General features: G+C 68.5%; 12 protein-coding genes and 2 pseudogenes. 10 read left to right on the forward strand and 4 right to left on the reverse strand.

Translation table 11 applies throughout. From position 1 onward, the window contains the following. Positions 1 to 52: 52 nt before the first annotated feature. Genes J3A72_RS07980 through J3A72_RS07990 form a run of 3 tightly spaced genes read left to right on the forward strand, consistent with a single transcriptional unit; the run spans position 53 to position 8569 of the window. On the forward strand, positions 53 to 6784 hold the full coding sequence (locus J3A72_RS07980) for an Hpt domain-containing protein (RefSeq protein WP_075077246.1): 6732 nt from the start codon (positions 53 to 55) through the stop codon (positions 6782 to 6784). Continuing rightward, positions 6771 to 8108, forward strand: coding sequence for a chemotaxis protein CheB (locus tag J3A72_RS07985; protein WP_075077245.1), 1338 nt, complete (start codon positions 6771 to 6773; stop codon positions 8106 to 8108). Before J3A72_RS07980 ends, J3A72_RS07985 begins: the two co-directional genes overlap by 14 nt. Continuing rightward, on the forward strand, positions 8105 to 8569 hold the full coding sequence (locus tag J3A72_RS07990; protein ID WP_014648089.1) for a chemotaxis protein CheW: 465 nt from the start codon (positions 8105 to 8107) through the stop codon (positions 8567 to 8569). The genes J3A72_RS07985 and J3A72_RS07990 overlap by 4 nt, the downstream gene beginning before the upstream one ends. 102 nt (positions 8570 to 8671) lie before the next feature. On the opposite strand, the pseudogene J3A72_RS07995 reads toward J3A72_RS07990, so the two are convergent. The 4 genes and pseudogenes from J3A72_RS07995 to bioA all read right to left on the reverse strand — a co-directional run. After that, positions 8672 to 8776: pseudogene (locus J3A72_RS07995) on the reverse strand (16S rRNA (uracil(1498)-N(3))-methyltransferase); the annotation flags it as partial. A gap of 166 nt (positions 8777 to 8942) precedes the next feature. Beyond that, positions 8943 to 9047 (reverse strand): annotated as a pseudogene (locus tag J3A72_RS08000) (16S rRNA (uracil(1498)-N(3))-methyltransferase); the annotation flags it as partial. Positions 9048 to 9210: 163 nt separating this feature from the next. Next, complete coding sequence (locus J3A72_RS08005) at positions 9211 to 9948, reverse strand: 16S rRNA (uracil(1498)-N(3))-methyltransferase (protein ID WP_032959098.1); 738 nt, start codon at positions 9946 to 9948, stop codon at positions 9211 to 9213. Continuing rightward, on the reverse strand, positions 9939 to 11330 hold the full coding sequence (gene bioA / locus J3A72_RS08010) for an adenosylmethionine--8-amino-7-oxononanoate transaminase (RefSeq protein ID WP_032959099.1): 1392 nt from the start codon (positions 11328 to 11330) through the stop codon (positions 9939 to 9941). The genes J3A72_RS08005 and bioA overlap by 10 nt, the downstream gene beginning before the upstream one ends. 77 nt (positions 11331 to 11407) lie before the next feature. Here bioA and nudE point away from each other — a divergent pair, with 77 nt between their 5' ends. The 7 genes from nudE to gcvH all read left to right on the forward strand — a co-directional run bounded on the left by nudE (position 11408) and on the right by gcvH (position 16230). Then, positions 11408 to 11971, forward strand: coding sequence for an ADP compounds hydrolase NudE (gene nudE, locus J3A72_RS08015; protein WP_005418435.1), 564 nt, complete (start codon positions 11408 to 11410; stop codon positions 11969 to 11971). After that, on the forward strand, positions 11968 to 12771 hold the full coding sequence (cysQ, locus tag J3A72_RS08020) for a 3'(2'),5'-bisphosphate nucleotidase CysQ (protein WP_014038179.1): 804 nt from the start codon (positions 11968 to 11970) through the stop codon (positions 12769 to 12771). Before nudE ends, cysQ begins: the two co-directional genes overlap by 4 nt. 13 nt (positions 12772 to 12784) lie before the next feature. Further along, a complete protein-coding gene (gene mazG / locus J3A72_RS08025) occupies positions 12785 to 13624 on the forward strand; it encodes a nucleoside triphosphate pyrophosphohydrolase (RefSeq protein WP_014648086.1) in 840 nt (279 codons plus the stop codon). Beyond that, a complete protein-coding gene (locus J3A72_RS08030) occupies positions 13621 to 13950 on the forward strand; it encodes a YnfA family protein (RefSeq protein ID WP_014648085.1) in 330 nt (109 codons plus the stop codon). Before mazG ends, J3A72_RS08030 begins: the two co-directional genes overlap by 4 nt. Positions 13951 to 14168: 218 nt before the next feature. Continuing rightward, positions 14169 to 14471, forward strand: coding sequence for a DUF962 domain-containing protein (locus tag J3A72_RS08035; protein WP_014648084.1), 303 nt, complete (start codon positions 14169 to 14171; stop codon positions 14469 to 14471). A gap of 157 nt (positions 14472 to 14628) precedes the next feature. Beyond that, positions 14629 to 15741 (forward strand): glycine cleavage system aminomethyltransferase GcvT, encoded by a 1113-nt coding sequence (gene gcvT / locus J3A72_RS08040; RefSeq protein ID WP_014648083.1) that lies wholly within the window; start codon positions 14629 to 14631, stop codon positions 15739 to 15741. Positions 15742 to 15834: 93 nt separating this feature from the next. Next, positions 15835 to 16230: a glycine cleavage system protein GcvH gene (gcvH, locus tag J3A72_RS08045; protein WP_014648082.1), complete on the forward strand. Its 396-nt coding sequence runs from the start codon at positions 15835 to 15837 to the stop codon at positions 16228 to 16230. The last annotated feature ends 139 nt before the right edge of the window (positions 16231 to 16369 follow it).

Genomic DNA, 16369 nt, shown 5'->3' on the forward strand with positions numbered 1-16369 from the left:
CCCCACGCCAGAATCCGCGCGGCCATCGCGCGGCGGCGAACGGAGCGCGTCCATGAGCAGTCTGCGCGATGCGATGAGCCACGCAGCGCTGGGCTGGGTCAAGCCCGAGCTGGACGAGACCCTGCGCCAGGTGCGCAACGAGGTCGAGTACTACGCGGAAGACCCGAGTGATGCCAGCCGCATGCGCATCTGCGCCGGCTACCTGCACCAGGTGCAGGGCACCCTGCGCATGGTTGAACTGTATGCCCCGGCGATGGTGGCCGAAGAGCTGGAGCAGCTGGCCAATGCCATCGGCGCCGGCCAAGTGGCCGACCGGGATGAAGCCTGTGCGACCCTGATGCGTGGCAGCGTGCTGCTGCCGGACTATCTGGAGCGCCTGCAGAACGGCCATCGCGACATTCCGATCGTGCTGATGCCGCTGCTCAACGAGATCCGCGCGTCGCGTGGCGAAGAAGGCGTCAACGACAGCGTGCTGCTGGCCTTTGCGCCGGACAGCATCACCGCCACCGAGGCCGAACTGGACCATGCCCGGGGCAGCCTGAGCGGGCGCAACCGCGAGCTGCTCGATACCGTCGGCAGCGCAGTGAAGGAAGAACTGCTGCGCATCAAGGATGCGCTTGACCTGCACCTGCGCACCGGCGGTGCACCGGAACAGTTGCAGACCCAGGCCAACGAACTGGGCGCCGTGGCCGACACGCTGGGCATGATGGGCCTGGGCGTGGCCCGCGGCGTGGTCGTGCAGCAGCGCGACGCGCTGCGTGGCGTGGTCGAGGGGCGCCAGCAGATCGACGAGAACCTGCTGCTGGATATCGCCGGTGCGCTGCTGTACGTCGATGCCTCGCTGGACGACCAGGTTGCCCATCTGGGCGCCGGCGGCAGTGGCGAGGACGATCCGAGCGCGGTGGAGAACCGGCGCACGGTGGAAGTGCTGGCCCATGAAGCCATCGCCAACTTCGCTGCCGCCCGCGAGCATTTCGTCGCCTTCATCGAAACCAGCTGGAACCATGCCGAGCTGCAGGATGTACCGCGCCTGCTGGGCGATGTGTCCGGCGCGCTGCGCATGCTCGACCTGGGTACCGCCGCCGATTACCTGCGCGGCGTGCAGCAGTACATCGAGGCCGAGCTGATCGGCCGCCAGCGCGTGCCCAGCGGCCGCCAGCTGGACACCCTGGCCGATGCCATGGCCAGCCTGGAGTACTACCTGGAAGCCCTGCGCGATCGTCGCCCGGGCCGCGAAGACATCCTCGAAATCACCCGCAGCAGCCTCGAGGCACTGCGCTACTGGCCGCTGCCCGAACGCAACGCCGCCGCACCGGAAGCGCCGGCAGCGCTGGCGATCGAACGTGAGCCGCTGCCGGTGCAGGTCGAGCCGCTGCAGCCCGAGCGCATCGAGGTACCGGTGCAGCCTGCTGCGCCCGCGGCCGGCGACGTGCCGGTATCGCTGCCGGACTTCACCTTCGATCCGCCGCCGGCCACACCGGCACCGAGGGTGCCCGACAACAGCCTGATGTTCGGCGCGCTGGGCACCGCGGGCGTCGTGGCCGCCAGCCCGTTGGATGCTGGCGCCTCGCCGCTGCCAACACAGCATGATGCCGAGGCATCGCTGGTCTTCGCCGCGTCCAGCGCACCTGCGCCTGATGTCCCGCAGTGGGAGCTGGCGCCGTTCTACCCCGAAGCCGAGGCGGCCGCGCCCGCCGGCGACGAACGCGCGCCGACGTTCGCCAGTTTCGATCCCGTCAGCTTCGAACTGGCCGACAGCGATCACGCCGATGCACCGCAGTGGTCGCTGTCCGAGGCGCCGCAGGTGCTCGAGGAAAGCGCAGCGCCTGCGATCGACGAGACGACGGACAGCATGGTTTCGCCCGTAACCGGATTCGACGCTGCGCCGGTGTTCGATCCGGTAGCGGCCGAACAGGGCGCGGTTGCCGAGGCCGACGACGTGGTGTTCCGCTTCGACGCCGATGCATTGGACAACGCTGACGACGTGCTGTCGCTGCATGCGATGGAAACGTTGTCGCTGGACGATGACGCCGGGTTGCATCCGTCGCTGGAGATCGTCGATGCCGTGGCGCCGCCGCTGGCCGATGCATCGCCTGCGGCGGAGGTCAGGGTGGACGAGGCTCCGGATGACCTGCCGGCATCGTCGATCACGCCGCCGTCGATCGAAGCGCCCGCCCCGGCAGCGGAAACGTCGGCGCCGGCCGTGTCGGTGATCGATATCGACACCATCGCGCCGATCGATTTCAGCGAAGCCGATGCCCAGTTCTTCGCCGAGCTGAGCGCAGCCGCTGCCGGCTTCAATCCGCAGGCGATGCCCACCGCGACGGCACCGGAGGCGGTCGTTGCGACCGGCGCCGACGCCAATGCCGACGCGACTACGGGCTTTGACGCCGGCTTCGACGACGACGCTGAGAACATCGACGAGGACATCCGCGAGGTGTTCCTGGAAGAGTTCGACGACGAGCTCGCCAATCTGGGCACGCTGCTGCCGGCGTGGCGCATGCAGCCGGACAACATGGACCGGCTGCGCCCGATCCGCCGCATCTTCCATACCCTCAAGGGCAGTGGCCGCCTGGTTGGCGCACGTACGCTGGGCGAGTTCGCGTGGAAGATCGAAGGCATGCTCAACCGCGTGCTGGATGGCAGCCGCGCCGCCTCGCCGGCGGTGCTGGCGATGGTCGACAACGCACATGCGGCGCTGCCACAGCTGAACGCAGCGCTGCGCCACGGCCAGCGCATCAGCGTCGACCTGCAGGCCATGCAGGCCATTGCCGACCGTGTCGGCGCAGGCGAGGAAACCTACTACGTACCGCTGCCGGGTGCGGCTGCGCCGGTTGTACCGGTTGCTGAAGCTGACGGCGAAGACGAGATCAGCCGCATTCTCGACGCGGAGGCTGCCGCCTCGGCGCCGGCCGATACCGACGTGGAGGCCGAAGTGGCCGGTACGCCGGCCAACATCGACAGCGTGCTGCGCGAGATTCTCGAGGCCGAGGTGGAAGTCCACCAGGCCACCCTGCAGGACTGGCTGCGTTCGGCGCAGCAGGCGCCGCAACCGGTCAGCGATGCACTGCTGCGCGCGGTGCACACCATGAACGGCGCCTTCGCGATGACCGAAGTGCCCGAGATCACGGCGGTGACCGGCGGCGCGGAGTCCTACATCAAGCGCGCACTGGCCGCCGAGGTGGTCCCGGGTGATGAAGGCGTAGCCGCCCTGGATGCGACTGCGCAGGCGATCACCGCCACCATGGAAGCGTTGCAGGCCGAACAGCCGCGCATCGCGCCGCAACAGGTACTCGCGCAGCGCCTGCAGGCGCTGGCTGGCGCGTTGCCGGAAGCGCGCTGGCCGATGGTGGGCCTGGAAGACGAAGAAGACGATCTGGCGCTGGATGACGAACCGCCGGTGGAACTGGACGCGGATGCATCGACCGCCGTCGCGCTTGAATCCGATGCGGTGCCGCATTCGTTTGCCGCACCGGAGCAGGACGCGGAAGCACGTGCCGATACTGCCGAAGCCCCGGTCGCCGACGTGGCGATCGAGGCCGGGCTGGAGGTCGGTGAGCTGACGGCCAGCGATGATCTTTCGCGCTACTTCGATGCCGGATGGCCGTCCGTACCGGGTGAGGAGGATGCGTCGCTGCCGGTGGTCGAATCGATCCAGGTGGCCGACGACGTTCCAGCCGTTGCCGTAGCCGGTGTCGAGGCGGAGGCCGAAGGCGTGCTGCGGTTGTCCGACGATGCCGGTTTGACCGTCGTGGATGATCTGTCGCCGTACCTGGATGCCAGTGCGCTGCCGGTTGACGACCGCGACGCCGAAGAGACTCCGGCCGCTGTCGAAGCCGTCGCATCTGACCTGAATGCGCCCTCGGCCGATCACGCGCACGTCGCTGATGCCACGGCGTTCGAAATGCCTGCTGCACTGCCACTCGACAGCGAGCTGTCGAGCCTGCAGGATGAAATGGCTGCGCCGGGGTTTGCAGAACCGGTCTCGCTGGAAGCCGCGCTCGAGGCCGGCCTGCACGTGATCGACGAAGAGCAGCCCCTGGCCGACGACGGGCAATGGCCCGTGCTCGGCCTGCAGGCCAGCGAACTCGCGCCGGGCGAGGCGGAAGCCTTTGCCGAGGACGCGGACGTCGGCGGGGAGGCGGCGATCGGTGAAGGAGAGAGCGCCGATCAGCCGTCCCCGGCGACGGTGAATGAGGAGATCGCGGAGGCCGCAGCGCAGGCCACCGCCGAACCGGTTCGCTTCTTCGAACTGGAAGACGCGCCGGGCCAGGCGGAGGTCCACGCCGAAGCCGCCGACGTCGATGCGGTTGCGGTATCGGATGCCGTGGCAGCCAGCGCGCCCGAAGCCGACGTGCCTGAAACCGTGACACCTGACATCCTTGCCATGCCGGTGCCTGAAGACAGCACCGATACGCTCGACTTCAGCGTCTACGATCGCGAGCTGGTCGACATCTTCGTCGAGGAAGGCAAGGACCTGCTCGACCACTGCGATGGCCTGATCAGCGAGCTGCGTGATGCACCGCAGGACCGCGAGGTGCTGGCCGGCCTGCAGCGTGACCTGCACACCCTGAAGGGTGGCGCACGCATGGCCGGCATCAACGCCATCGGTGATCTCGGCCACAGCATCGAATCGTTGCTGGAGGCGGTCGCCGCCGGTCGCACCGAGATCGAACGCCGCGATGTGCAGTTGCTGGAGCGCGGATTCGATCGCCTGCACCAGTTGCTGACCCGCACCGGTAACCACCGCGTGGTGGAACCGGCGCAGGATCTGGTCGATGCGTTCGAAGTGCGTACCACCACCGATATTGCCGCAGCAGCAGCGGCTGCCGCAGGCGCAGCGGACGTGGCGAGCGTTGCAGAAACCGCGTCGGCAGCGGTCGCCGGCCCTGCGCCGGCACTGCTCGATGCGCCGTTGTCGGCACCGCTGCCGGCCGAAGGCGTGATCGATGAAGATCCGCTGGCGCGCCCGCAGCAGGAACAGGTGCGCGTGCGCGCGGATCTGCTCGACCGCCTGGTCAACCATGCCGGTGAAGTGGCGATCTACCGCTCGCGCCTGGAACAGCAGCTTGGTGCCTTCCGCGGCGCGATGGGCGAGCTGGAGCGCACCAATGCGCGACTGCGCGACCAGCTGCGCCGACTCGACCTGGAAACCGAGGCGCAGATCGTCGCCCGCTACCAGCGTGAGCAGGACCAGGCCGATCAGAAGTTCGATCCGCTGGAACTGGACCGCTTCTCCACGCTGCAGCAGCTCAGCCGTGCACTGAACGAGTCGGCGGCCGATCTCGGGGGCCTGCAGGGCGTGCTCGACGATCTGTCACGCCAGTACGATTCGTTGCTGCAACAGCAGTCGCGCGTCAGCTCCGAGCTGCAGGATGGCCTGATGCGCGCGCGCATGGTGCCGTTCGATGGCCTGGTGCCGCGCCTGCGCCGCGTGGTCCGCCAGTCCGGAATGGATACCGGCAAGCAGGTGCACCTGACCCTGGAGGGCACCCACGGCGAACTGGACCGCAATGTCCTCGATCGCATGGTCGCGCCGCTCGAACACATGCTGCGCAACTCCGTGGCCCACGGCCTGGAAGCGCCGGAACAGCGTCGCGCCGCCGGCAAGCCGGAGGAGGGCGAAGTCGCCATCCGCCTGCACCGTGAAGGCTCGGAAATCGTGCTGGAAGTGGCCGATGACGGTGCTGGCCTGGACCGCGAAGCGATCCGCCGCCGCGCCATCGATCGTGGCCTGTTGGCCGCCGATGCGCAGCCCAGCGAGCAGGAACTGGACAACCTGATCTTCGCCTCCGGTTTCTCCACCGCCGACCAGGTCAGCCAGCTGGCGGGTCGTGGCGTGGGCATGGACGTGGTGCGCAACGAAGTGCGCCAGCTCGGCGGCTCGGTCGACATCCAGTCGGTGCGTGGCCAGGGCGTGCGCTTCACCTTGCGCCTGCCGCAGACGCTGGCCGTCACCCAGGCGGTGTTCGTGCAGATCGGTGAAACCACCTTCGCCGTGCCGGTGGCCTCGGTCAGTGGTATCGGCCGCCTGTCACGCGAACGCTTCGAGGCCGCCGACAGCAGCTACCGCTACAGCGGCGAAGACTATCCGCTGTATGACCTCGGCAGCCTGGTCGGGCAGGCCCCGGCACGCGCCGATGGCCAGGACCAGGTGCCGCTGCTGCTGGTGCGTGCCGGTGACCTGCGCGCTGCCGTGGCGATCGACCAGGTGCTGGGCAACCGCGAAATCGTGGTCAAGCCGGTCGGCCTGCAGATCGCATCGGTACCGGGCATCTACGGTGCCACCATCACCGGCGATGGTCGCGTGGTGGTGATCCTGGACGTCGCGCCGCTGGTGCGCCGTTTCCTCGCCAATCCGACCGCACCGGTGCTGGCCAATGCACCGCGCGACGAACGCCAGGTGCCGCTGGTGATGGTGGTCGATGACTCGCTGACCATGCGCAAAGTGACCGGACGCATCCTGGAACGCCACAACTTCGAAGTCAGTGTTGCCCGTGACGGCGTGGAAGCACTGGAGCGGCTGGAAGAGCGCGTGCCGGACCTGATGCTGCTGGATATCGAGATGCCGCGCATGGACGGCTACGAGCTGGCCACGGCGATGCGCGCCGACCCGCGCTACAAGGATGTACCGATCGTGATGATCACCTCGCGCAGCGGCGACAAGCACCGCCAGCGCGCCTTCGAGATCGGTGTCCAGCGTTACCTGGGCAAGCCGTACCAGGAACTGGACCTGATGCGTAACGTGTACGACCTGCTGGGGATCGCCCGTGTCCGTGAGTGAAACCCATCCGGCCCCGGCCGTCGCCCTGCTGGCCCGCCCCGGTGCGGCGCGCGAACGCCTGCGCGAGGCGCTGTCGCATGCAGATGTGCAGCTGGTCCTGGAAGATGACCCGAACGGCCTGGAGCCACAGGTCCTGCAGGCTGCGGATCCGCAGTTCGTGGTGATCGCGCTGGAAGCGGCCATCGAGGACGCACTGGAACGGCTGGACGCCGTGCTCTCGGCACCGGGGCTGACCTTGGTGTTCGATGAGGCCGAGCTGGCCGCGCGCCGCGACGGCTGGGAGGCGCAGCGTTGGGGGCGCCATCTGGCCGCCAAGCTGCACGGCCACCAGCAGGTGTTGCCGCCGGGTGCCGAGGAAGAGCCCAGCCTGCAGCTGGAGCCCGGCCATCCGGCGCCCGCGCCGGCGCCGCAGGAAGAAGCCCTGCAGCCGCATCTGGCGCAGGCGCTGAGCTGGGCCGATGACGTTCCGGCCGACGGTCTGTACTCGCCGCCGGCACACCTGCACGAACCGATCGCGCTGGAGCAGGCCCTGGCGGCACTGCAGCCGGACGTGCCCGAACCACGGGATCCGCCTTCGCCGCCGCAAGCGCCGGCCGAACCGGCGGCGCCTGCGGCACCGCCGATCTCCTTCGATCACACCGCCTGGTCGCTGGTCGAGGAATCGATCGAAGCGCCGGCACCGGCAGAAGTGGCGGCGCCGGCCGCCGCGCCGCAGCCCTCCTTCGATACCGATCATTTGACCCTGGTCGATCTGGATGCGGCCGCCCCGGCCGGTGCGCGCGCCGCATCACTGCTGGTGCTGGCCGGCATCGGTGGCCCGGATGCGTTGCGTCGCCTGCTCGGCGCACTGCCCGCGTCTTTGAGCGTGCCGGTCCTGGTGCACATGCGCCTGGACGGTGGCCGCTACGGCAACCTGGTCAAGCAGATGTCGCGTGTTTCGCCGTTGCCGGTGCAGCTGGCCGAGGCCGGCCAGCGCGCCGCGCCGGGCGAGGTCCACGTGCTGGCCGATGATATCGGCGTGCGCGCGGCCAGCGATGGCCTGCATTTCCAGAGCGATGCCACCGGTATTTCGCTCGCTGCATTGCCGGCCGCACACACTGCGCTGGTGCTGCTCAGCGGTGCTGACCTGGCCCATGTCGGCCCGGCGCTGGACCTGGCGGCCGCCGGTGCGTGGGTGGCCGGGCAGGTAGGCGAGGGCTGCTACGACCCGGCTGCGGCCACCGCCGTGGTTGCTGCCGGCATGGTGGCCGGTGAACCGCAGGAGCTGGCGCAGGCAATTGCCGCGCGCTGGGGTGAGCAGGACGACAACGGAGAGGCACCATGAGCTACGCCAGCAACGACGAAATCCGCGGCGTCCTGATCCAGGCCGGCAACGAGCGCGTACTGCTGCCCAATGCCACCGTGGCCGAAATGATGTCGCGCGTACCGGTGCAGCCGGTCTCCGATGCGCCGCGCTGGCTGGTTGGCGAGATCGGCTGGCACGGCTGGCAGGTGCCGCTGGTGTCGTTCGCACGCCTTTCCGGGCTGGGCGAAGAGACGGTGGCCGGCCACAACAAGGTGGTGGTGCTGAAGTCCCTCAGCGGCAACGCGCAGCGCCCGTACTACGCGCTGCTGACGCAGAACTTCCCGCAGCTGATCTCGGTGCCGCGCGACGGCCTGCTGGCCGACGCCTCCGAAGAAACCCTGCCGCAGATCGTGCACATGCGCGTGCTGCTGGGTGAGCAGAGCGCGCTGCTGCCGAACCTGGATGCACTGGAAGCGGCGCTGGATTCCTTGGCGGCCTGATCGGCAATCCGCCGCTCGGGTTCCCGGTAGTGCCGGCCGCTGGCCGGCAACCCCATGATCCCGTGGATGCCGGCCAGCGGCCGGCACTACCACGAATCAGCCTTACCCCAGATCGCCCAACCGCGCCTGCAACGCCGCGATCGCGGCCAGTCCGGCCGTTTCCGTGCGCAGGATCCGCGGCCCCAGTTGCAGCCCCTGGAACCCTGCCGATTGCAATCACGATGCCGCCAGCGGGAGCGGCTTCCAGCGTCGACATCCGCTGGCGGCCTGATCGGCAATCCGCCGGTCGGGTTCCCGGTAGTGCCGGCCGCTGGCCGGCAGCCCCATGATCCCGTGGATGCCGGCCAGCGGCCGGCACTACCACGAATCAGCCTTACCCCAGATCGCCCAAGCGCGCCTGCAACGCCGCGATCGCGGCCAGTCCGGCCGTTTCCGTGCGCAGGATCCGCGGCCCCAGTTGCAGCCCCTGGAATCCTGCCGATTGCAATCACGATGCCGCCAGCGGGAGCGGCTTCCAGCGTCGACATCCGCTGGCGGCCTGATCGGCAATCCGCCGGTCGGGTTCCCGGTAGTGCCGGCCGCTGGCCGGCAACCTCATGATCCCGTGGATGCCGGCCAGCGGCCGGCACTACCACGAAGCCTTACCCCAGATCGCCCAACCGCGCCTGCAACGCCGCGATCGCGGCCAGTCCGGCCGTTTCCGTGCGCAGGATCCGCGGCCCCAGTTGCAGCCCCTGGAATCCTGCTGCGGCCAGTTGATCGCGGTCGCGTGGCGACCAGCCGCCTTCCGGGCCGATTGCAATCACGATGCCGCCAGCGGGAGCGGCTTCCAGCGTCGACAGGCGATGTGCTCCCTGCGGATCCAGGGTCAGCCGCAGCGAATCGGCTGGCAGCGCCGCCGCAGCCTGCGCCAGCGACAGCGGCGAACCTACCGGCGGAATGCGCGCGCGCCCGGACTGGCCGCAGGCCGAGGTCACCACGTTGTTCCAGTGCGCCACGCGCTTCTCGGCCCGTGCCGCGTCCAGCTTCACCTCGGTGCGCTCGGCGTTGACCGGAATGATCGCGGCCACGCCCAGCTCGGTGGCCTTCTGCAGGATCAGGTCCATCTTCTCGCCACGGGCGATGCCCTGCAGCAGGGTGATCGCCAGCGGGGACTCATTGTCGATGGCCTGCACGGCGTCGATGCGGACCTGCACCTCGCGCTTGCCGGCCACGGTCAGCGTCGCGCTGTAGTCGTGGCCATCGCCGTTGAACAGCACGCAGGTATCGCCTTCGCGCAGGCGCATCACCCGCACCAGGTGGTTGGCGGTCTCTTCCGGCAGGGTCACGGTCTGGCCGCTGTGCAGCGCCAGGTCGATGGGGCAGCGGGTCACGCGCATGCAATCGCCTCGTCGATGGCCGCCAGCGTGGTGTGCGCCAGCAGCTCCAGTTGTTCGTCGTCCACGCAGTAGGGTGGCATCCAGTACAGCACGTCGCCCAGCGGGCGCAGCACCACGCCGCGCTTGAGGGCGGCCTTGTAGGCCTGCAGGCCCAGCCGCAGACCCGGGTCGAACGGCGTGCGCTTGTTGCCGTCGCGCGACAGCTCGAACGCCACCACCATGCCGGCCTGGCGCACGTCGGCCACGTGCGGGTGGTCGGCAAACGGTGCCGCCAGCGTGCCCATCACCGAGGCGATGCCCCGGTTGCGCGCGATCACATCGTCGTCGCGGAAGATGTCCAGCGTCGCCAGCGCCGCGGCGCAGGCCAGCGGGTTGCCGGTGTAACTGTGCGAATGCAGGAAGGCGCGCTCGCGCGAGTCGTCGAGGAAGGCGTCATACAGCGCCTGCGTCGCCAGTACGGCGGCCAGTGGCAGGAAGCCGCCGGTCAGGCCCTTGGACAGGCACATCAGGTCCGGCATCACCCCGGCCTGCTCGCAGGCGAACAGGGTGCCGGTGCGGCCGAAGCCGGTGGCGATCTCGTCGGCGATCATGAACGCGCCATGGGCATCGCACAGTTCGCGCACGCGCTGCAGGTAGACCGGGTCATGCATGCGCATGCCGCCGGCACACTGCAGGCGCGGTTCCAGGATCACCGCGCAGACCTCGCCCGGGTGCTGATCGAACAGCGTGGCCAGGCCATCGGCCGCCTGCCGTGCGCGATCGGCCGCGCTCTGGCCCGGTTCGGCCAGGTAGGCATCGGGCGACGGCGCGAACAGGCCCTCGGCCAGCAGCGGCGCATAGACGCGGCGGTACAGCGGAATGTCACCCAGCGCCAGCGCGCCCAGGGTTTCGCCGTGGTAGCCGTTCTCGAGCGCGATGAAGCGCGTGCGCCGGGGCTCTCCGCGGTTCTGGAAGTACTGGAAGGCCATCTTCAGCGCCACTTCCACGCCGGCGGACCCGTTGTCGGCGTAGAACACCTTGGCCAGCGGTTCGCGGCCGGCCTGGCGTGGCGCCAGTGCCAGCAGGCGTTCGGCCAGGGTGATCGCCGGCTCGTGGCCGAAACCGGCGAGCATCACCTGTTCCAGCTGCCCGGCCTGGGCAGCGATGGCACCACCGATGCGCGGTTCGGCATGACCGAACAGATTGGTCCACCAGCTGCTGACCGCGTCCAGATAGCGGTTGCCGTCGTGGTCGATCAGCCATGCGCCTTCGCCACGGGCAATCGGTACCAGCGGCAGGGTGTCCGGATGCTCACGCATCTGCGTGCACGGGTGCCACAGCACCTGCAGGTCGCGCTGCCGCCAGTGGCGGGCCAGCGGGGAGGGGGTTGGGTCTGCTAGCATTTCGGGCTCATGAACATGTTGCTGCCTGCACATTCTATCGGCCCCGGCGCAGCCGCCGGTCGCCGCGGAGATTCCGCATGAACGATGACCGTGCCGGCCGTCGCTTGCCGATCATCCATCGGATCACCGATGAGGAGAACGGCCCCTTCCAGCGCCAGCACCTGGACCTGGAGTTCTCCAACGGCGAACGCCGCCGCTTCGAGCGCCTGGTCAGCCGTGGGCACGGTGCGGTGGTGGTGGTGCCGATGCTCGACGACGAAACCGTGCTGCTGGTACGTGAATACGCCGCTGGCATGCACCGTTACGAACTGGGGCTGGTGAAGGGCCGGATCGATGCCGGCGAGACGCCCGAGCAGGCGGCCGACCGCGAACTGAAGGAAGAGGCCGGTTATGGTGCGCGCCGGGTCGACGTGCTGCGCGCGATGACCCTGGCCCCGACCTACATGAGCCACCAGTCGTGGCTGGTGGTGGCGCGCGACCTGTACCCGGAAAAACTGGCCGGCGACGAGCCGGAGGAGCTGGAAGTGGTGCCGTGGAAGCTGGCCGAACTGGACCAGCTGATGCTGCGCGAGGACTTCTCAGAGGGACGCTCGCTGGCGGCGCTGTTCATTGCCCGCCAGTGGTTGCAGGGAACGCGATGATCAAGCTGACGACGGACCTGCGCGAGACCGCCATCGCCATCGCCCAGGAAGCCGGACAGGCCATCATGCAGGTGTATGCCGATGGCTTCGACGTGCAGATCAAGGACGACAACAGCCCGGTCACCGCAGCTGACCTGGCCGCCAATCAGGTCATTGAACTGGGCCTGCGCCAGCTGACCCCGGACCTGCCGATCCTGTCCGAGGAATCGGCGCAGGTGGGCTGGGAGCAGCGCCGCCACTGGGGCGCCTACTGGCTGGTGGACCCGCTCGACGGCACCCGCGAGTTCGTCAAGCGCAACGGTGAGTTCAGCGTCAACATTGCCTTGATCTACCAGGGCGCACCGGCATTCGGCGTGGTGCTGGCGCCGGTCACCGGTATTGTCTGGCATGCCATGCGCGGGGAACTGGCCTATCGGCGGCAGGGTCTGCACGACACCGTGCTGCGCACCCGCACGCCGGCCACTGCTCCGCTGCGCGTCGCCGCCAGCCGATCGCACCGTTCGCCGGAAACCGAGGCGCTGCTGGCGCGCATGGGCCGCATCGAGACCATCGCGCAGGGCTCGTCGCTGAAATTCTGCCGGATCGCCGAAGGCGGCCTGGATGTCTATCCGCGGCTCGGCCCGACCTCTGAATGGGATACCGCCGCCGGCCAGTGCGTGCTGCATGCGGCGGGTGGCGCGGTGCTGTCGGCCGCGACCGGCAAGCCGTTCCGCTACAACCGCCGCGAAACGCTGTTGAACGGCGATTTCATTGCCCTTGGTGATACCAGCCTGCCGTGGCGCGACTGGTTGTCCGACTGAACCTGGAGGCCGCATGAGCGCGCACGACACCCCTGCCACCGGCAGCGAGGCAAGCCATCAACTGGAACGCCTGCTGGTCATCATGGCGCGCCTGCGCGACCCGCAGGGAGGTTGCCCATGGGACCTGGAGCAGGACTTCTCGACCATTGCCCCGTACACCATCGAGGAAGCCTACGAGGTGGCCGATGCGATCGACCGCGGCGACCTCGACGATCTCTGCGACGAGCTCGGCGACCTGCTGCTGCAGGTGGTGTTCCACGCACGCATGGCCGAGGAGCAGGGGGCATTTGCCTTCGCCGATGTCGCACGTGCGATCAGCGACAAGATGCAGCGCCGTCACCCGCATGTGTTTGCCGATGTCAGCGTCGACGATGCCGACGGGGTGATGCGCAACTGGGACGCGATCAAGCGCGCCGAGCGTGCCGCCAAGGGCGAGCAGGACACCTCCGCACTGGCCGGTATCTCGCGTGGCCTGCCGGAATGGCAGCGCGCCGTGAAGCTCCAGTCGCGCGCGGCCAGGGTCGGTTTCGACTGGCCGGGCCCGCTGCCTGTGCTGGACAAGGCGGCCGAGGAGCTGCAGGAGCTGCGAGAGGAATTCGAGCGCGGCGATATCGCGGGCAACAAGGCGCGCCTGCAGGAAGAACTGGGCGACCTGCTGTTCGTCTGCGCCAACCTGGCCCGGCACGCCGATATCGATCTGGGCGCCGCACTGCGCGGGGCCAACCACAAGTTCGAGCGGCGCTTCCGCGCGATGGAAGCGCAGGCCGAGGCGCAGGGGGAGGCGTTGGCGGCACTGGACCTGGATGCGCAGGAAGCGCTGTGGCAGCACGCCAAGGCAGCAGAAAAAGCGTGAAGACGCTTGGCCTGTTCCTGCTGACCGCGCTGGCCGAGATCGTCGGCTGTTACCTGCCATGGTTGTGGCTGCGCAAGGGAGGCAGCGTCTGGTTGCTGCTGCCGGCCGCGGCCAGCCTGGCCCTGTTCGCCTGGCTGCTGACTCTGCACCCGACTGCCAGTGGACGGGTCTATGCCGCCTACGGTGGCGTGTACATCGGCACCGCGCTGTTCTGGTTGTGGCTGGTCGACGGCATCCGCCCCAGCCGCTGGGACCTGTTCGGTGCAGCCCTGTGCCTGGCCGGCATGGCGGTGATCATGTTCGGTCCGCGCACGCCCCCGGTGTAGCGTCGAGCCAGGCTCGACCGCGCCCACCCTTTTGTAGAGCCGAGCCATGCTCGGCTGCTTCTTCGGGGAGCAGTCGAGCAAGCTTGGCGCTACAAAGGCCAAGGCAGCCGAGCATGGCTCGGCTCTACAACGGCCGCCGGGCCATGCCCCGCAAGCGCGCAGCGCTGCATCCCGGTAAGGCGCATGATGGCAGTGACCACGGCCCCCGGAGCACGCGCATGTCCCGCTTCGCCAGCTTCCGCGAGTTCTATCCGTTCTATCTCAGCGAGCACCGCCACCCGGTCTCGCGGCGCCTGCATTTCATCGGCAGCTGCGGGGTGCTGCTGCTGGCTGCGGCTGCCGTGTTGCGCGGCCAGCCGACGCTCCTGCTGGCCGCGCTGTTCTGCGGTTATGGATTCGCCTGGGTCGGCCACTTCTTCTTCGAGAAGAATCGCCCGGCCACCTTCCGGCATCCGCTGTATTCATTCATGGGTGACTGGGTGATGTTCGTGGACATCCTGCGTGGGCGGGTGCGCCTGTAACAGGCGGTTGCGGGGAGCGCAGCCATTGCCTTGCCCGAAAGGGAAAGGGCGCGGCGGGCCGCGCTTCCGCTTCCACGAACCGCTGCGCTGCGGCACGCCTGCGGGCGACCGATCTGGGATAATGGGAATTCCTGTTTCCTCTGCTGCCGGACCGGTCATGACCCAGAAGACGCTGCTCAACGATACCCACCGCGCCCTTGGCGCCAAGATGGTCGATTTCGGGGGTTGGGACATGCCCATCCACTACGGCTCGCAGCTGGACGAACACCACCTGGTGCGTCGCGAAGCCGGCGTGTTCGACGTCAGCCACATGACCGTGGTCGACCTGCGCGGTGACCAGGTCAAGCCGTTCCTGCGCCGCCTGCTGGCCAATTCGATCGACAAACTGAAGGTGACCGGCAAGGCCCTTTACTCGTGCATGCTGAATCCGCGCGGCGGCGTCATCGACGACCTGATCGTCTACTACCTGGGCGACGATTTCTTCCGCATGGTGGTCAATGCCTCCACCCGCGAAAAGGACCTGGCCTGGCTGCGTGAGCAGGCGGCACCGTTCGGTGTTTCCGTCGAGCAGCGCCCGGACCTGGCCATCCTCGCCGTGCAGGGCCCGCAGGCGCGCGACATCGTGATCGGCCTGGCCCGCGAAGCCGACCGTGCAGCACTGACCAAGCTGGGCCGCTTCGCCGCCCTGCAGGCGCAGTCCGACGACGGCGTCGAGTTGTTTGTCGCCCGCACCGGCTACACCGGTGAAGACGGTTTCGAGATCCTGCTGCCGCAGGATGCCGTGGTCGCCTTCTGGAACCGCCTGCTGGCGGCAGGCGTGAAGCCGGCCGGCCTCGGTGCGCGCGACACCCTGCGCCTGGAGGCCGGCATGAACCTGTACGGCCAGGACATGGACGAAGAGATCAGCCCGTATGAAGCGGCACTGGCCTGGACCGTGTCGCTGGACGAAGGCCGCGACTTCATCGGCCGCGACGTGCTGGAGGCGCAGAAGGCCGCCGGCACCGCGCGCCAGATGATCGGCCTGGTGATGGACGAGAAGGGCGTGCTGCGCCACGGCCAGGCGGTGACCACCGCTGGCGGCCAGGGCGAGATCCTGTCCGGCACCTTCTCGCCGACCCTGGCCAAGGGCATCGCCTTCGCCCGCGTGCCGGCCGGTGAACTCGGCGAGGTCACCGTCGACATCCGCGGCCGGCAGGTGCCGGTGCGCGTGGTCAAGTTCCCGTTCGTGCGCGAAGGCCAGGCCCAGCCCGGCGTGCTCGCCGACGCCTGATCCGAACGTGCCGGTCGTCACTGACAGCAGTGGCGGCCGGTTGGTTACACTAGCCCCGTTTTTTCCACCCCTGCATATCTCTGGAGCAGTCCCATGAGCGAGATCCCCGGCGACCTCAAGTTCCTCAAGTCCCATGAGTGGGCCCGTGTCGAAGGCAATGGCCGCGTCACCGTCGGTATTTCCGACCACGCCCAGGGCCTGCTGGGTGACCTGGTCTACGTCGAACTGCCGGAAGTCGGCGCCGACGCCAAGGCCGGCGAACAGATCGCCGTCGTCGAGTCGGTGAAGGCCGCCTCGGACGTCTACAGCCCGATCAGCGGCAAGGTCGTCGAGGTCAACTCGGCCCTGTCCGACAAGCCGGAAACCATCAACGAAGATGCCTACGGCGAAGGCTGGATGTTCGTGATCGAACTGACCAACGCCGAAGAGGTCAACGAGCTACTGGACCCGGACGCGTACGCCGAAGCCCTGGAGAACGACGACCACTGAGTCGTCGTTTCCGGATTCTGGAACGGCCACCTTCGGGTGGCCGTTTTTGTTTTGGCGACCGCGTCGGACTCATGACGCGGGGTTCGCTGTGCACCCTCGGCGTGGCATCAGCCGACAGGCGAACGGTGCCGATGGGCGT

The sequence above is a fragment of the Stenotrophomonas sp. PvP093 genome (genome assembly GCF_017876915.1).
GTDB classification, from domain to species: Bacteria; Pseudomonadota; Gammaproteobacteria; order Xanthomonadales; family Xanthomonadaceae; genus Stenotrophomonas; species Stenotrophomonas muris.

Excerpts from the sequence above, each read along its gene's own strand:
- J3A72_RS07990 (WP_014648089.1), top strand. The coding sequence starts at position 8,105 with ATGAGCTACGCCAGCAACGACGAAATCCGCGGCGTCCTGATCCAGGCC.
- bioA (WP_032959099.1), bottom strand. The coding sequence starts at position 11,330 with ATGCTAGCAGACCCAACCCCCTCCCCGCTGGCCCGCCACTGGCGGCAG.
- J3A72_RS07980 (WP_075077246.1), top strand. The coding sequence starts at position 53 with ATGAGCAGTCTGCGCGATGCGATGAGCCACGCAGCGCTGGGCTGGGTC.
- cysQ (WP_014038179.1), top strand. The coding sequence starts at position 11,968 with ATGATCAAGCTGACGACGGACCTGCGCGAGACCGCCATCGCCATCGCC.
- mazG (WP_014648086.1), top strand. The coding sequence starts at position 12,785 with ATGAGCGCGCACGACACCCCTGCCACCGGCAGCGAGGCAAGCCATCAA.
- gcvH (WP_014648082.1), top strand. The coding sequence starts at position 15,835 with ATGAGCGAGATCCCCGGCGACCTCAAGTTCCTCAAGTCCCATGAGTGG.
- gcvT (WP_014648083.1), top strand. The coding sequence starts at position 14,629 with ATGACCCAGAAGACGCTGCTCAACGATACCCACCGCGCCCTTGGCGCC.
- J3A72_RS08035 (WP_014648084.1), top strand. The coding sequence starts at position 14,169 with ATGTCCCGCTTCGCCAGCTTCCGCGAGTTCTATCCGTTCTATCTCAGC.
- J3A72_RS08005 (WP_032959098.1), bottom strand. The coding sequence starts at position 9,948 with ATGCGCGTGACCCGCTGCCCCATCGACCTGGCGCTGCACAGCGGCCAG.
- nudE (WP_005418435.1), top strand. The coding sequence starts at position 11,408 with ATGAACGATGACCGTGCCGGCCGTCGCTTGCCGATCATCCATCGGATC.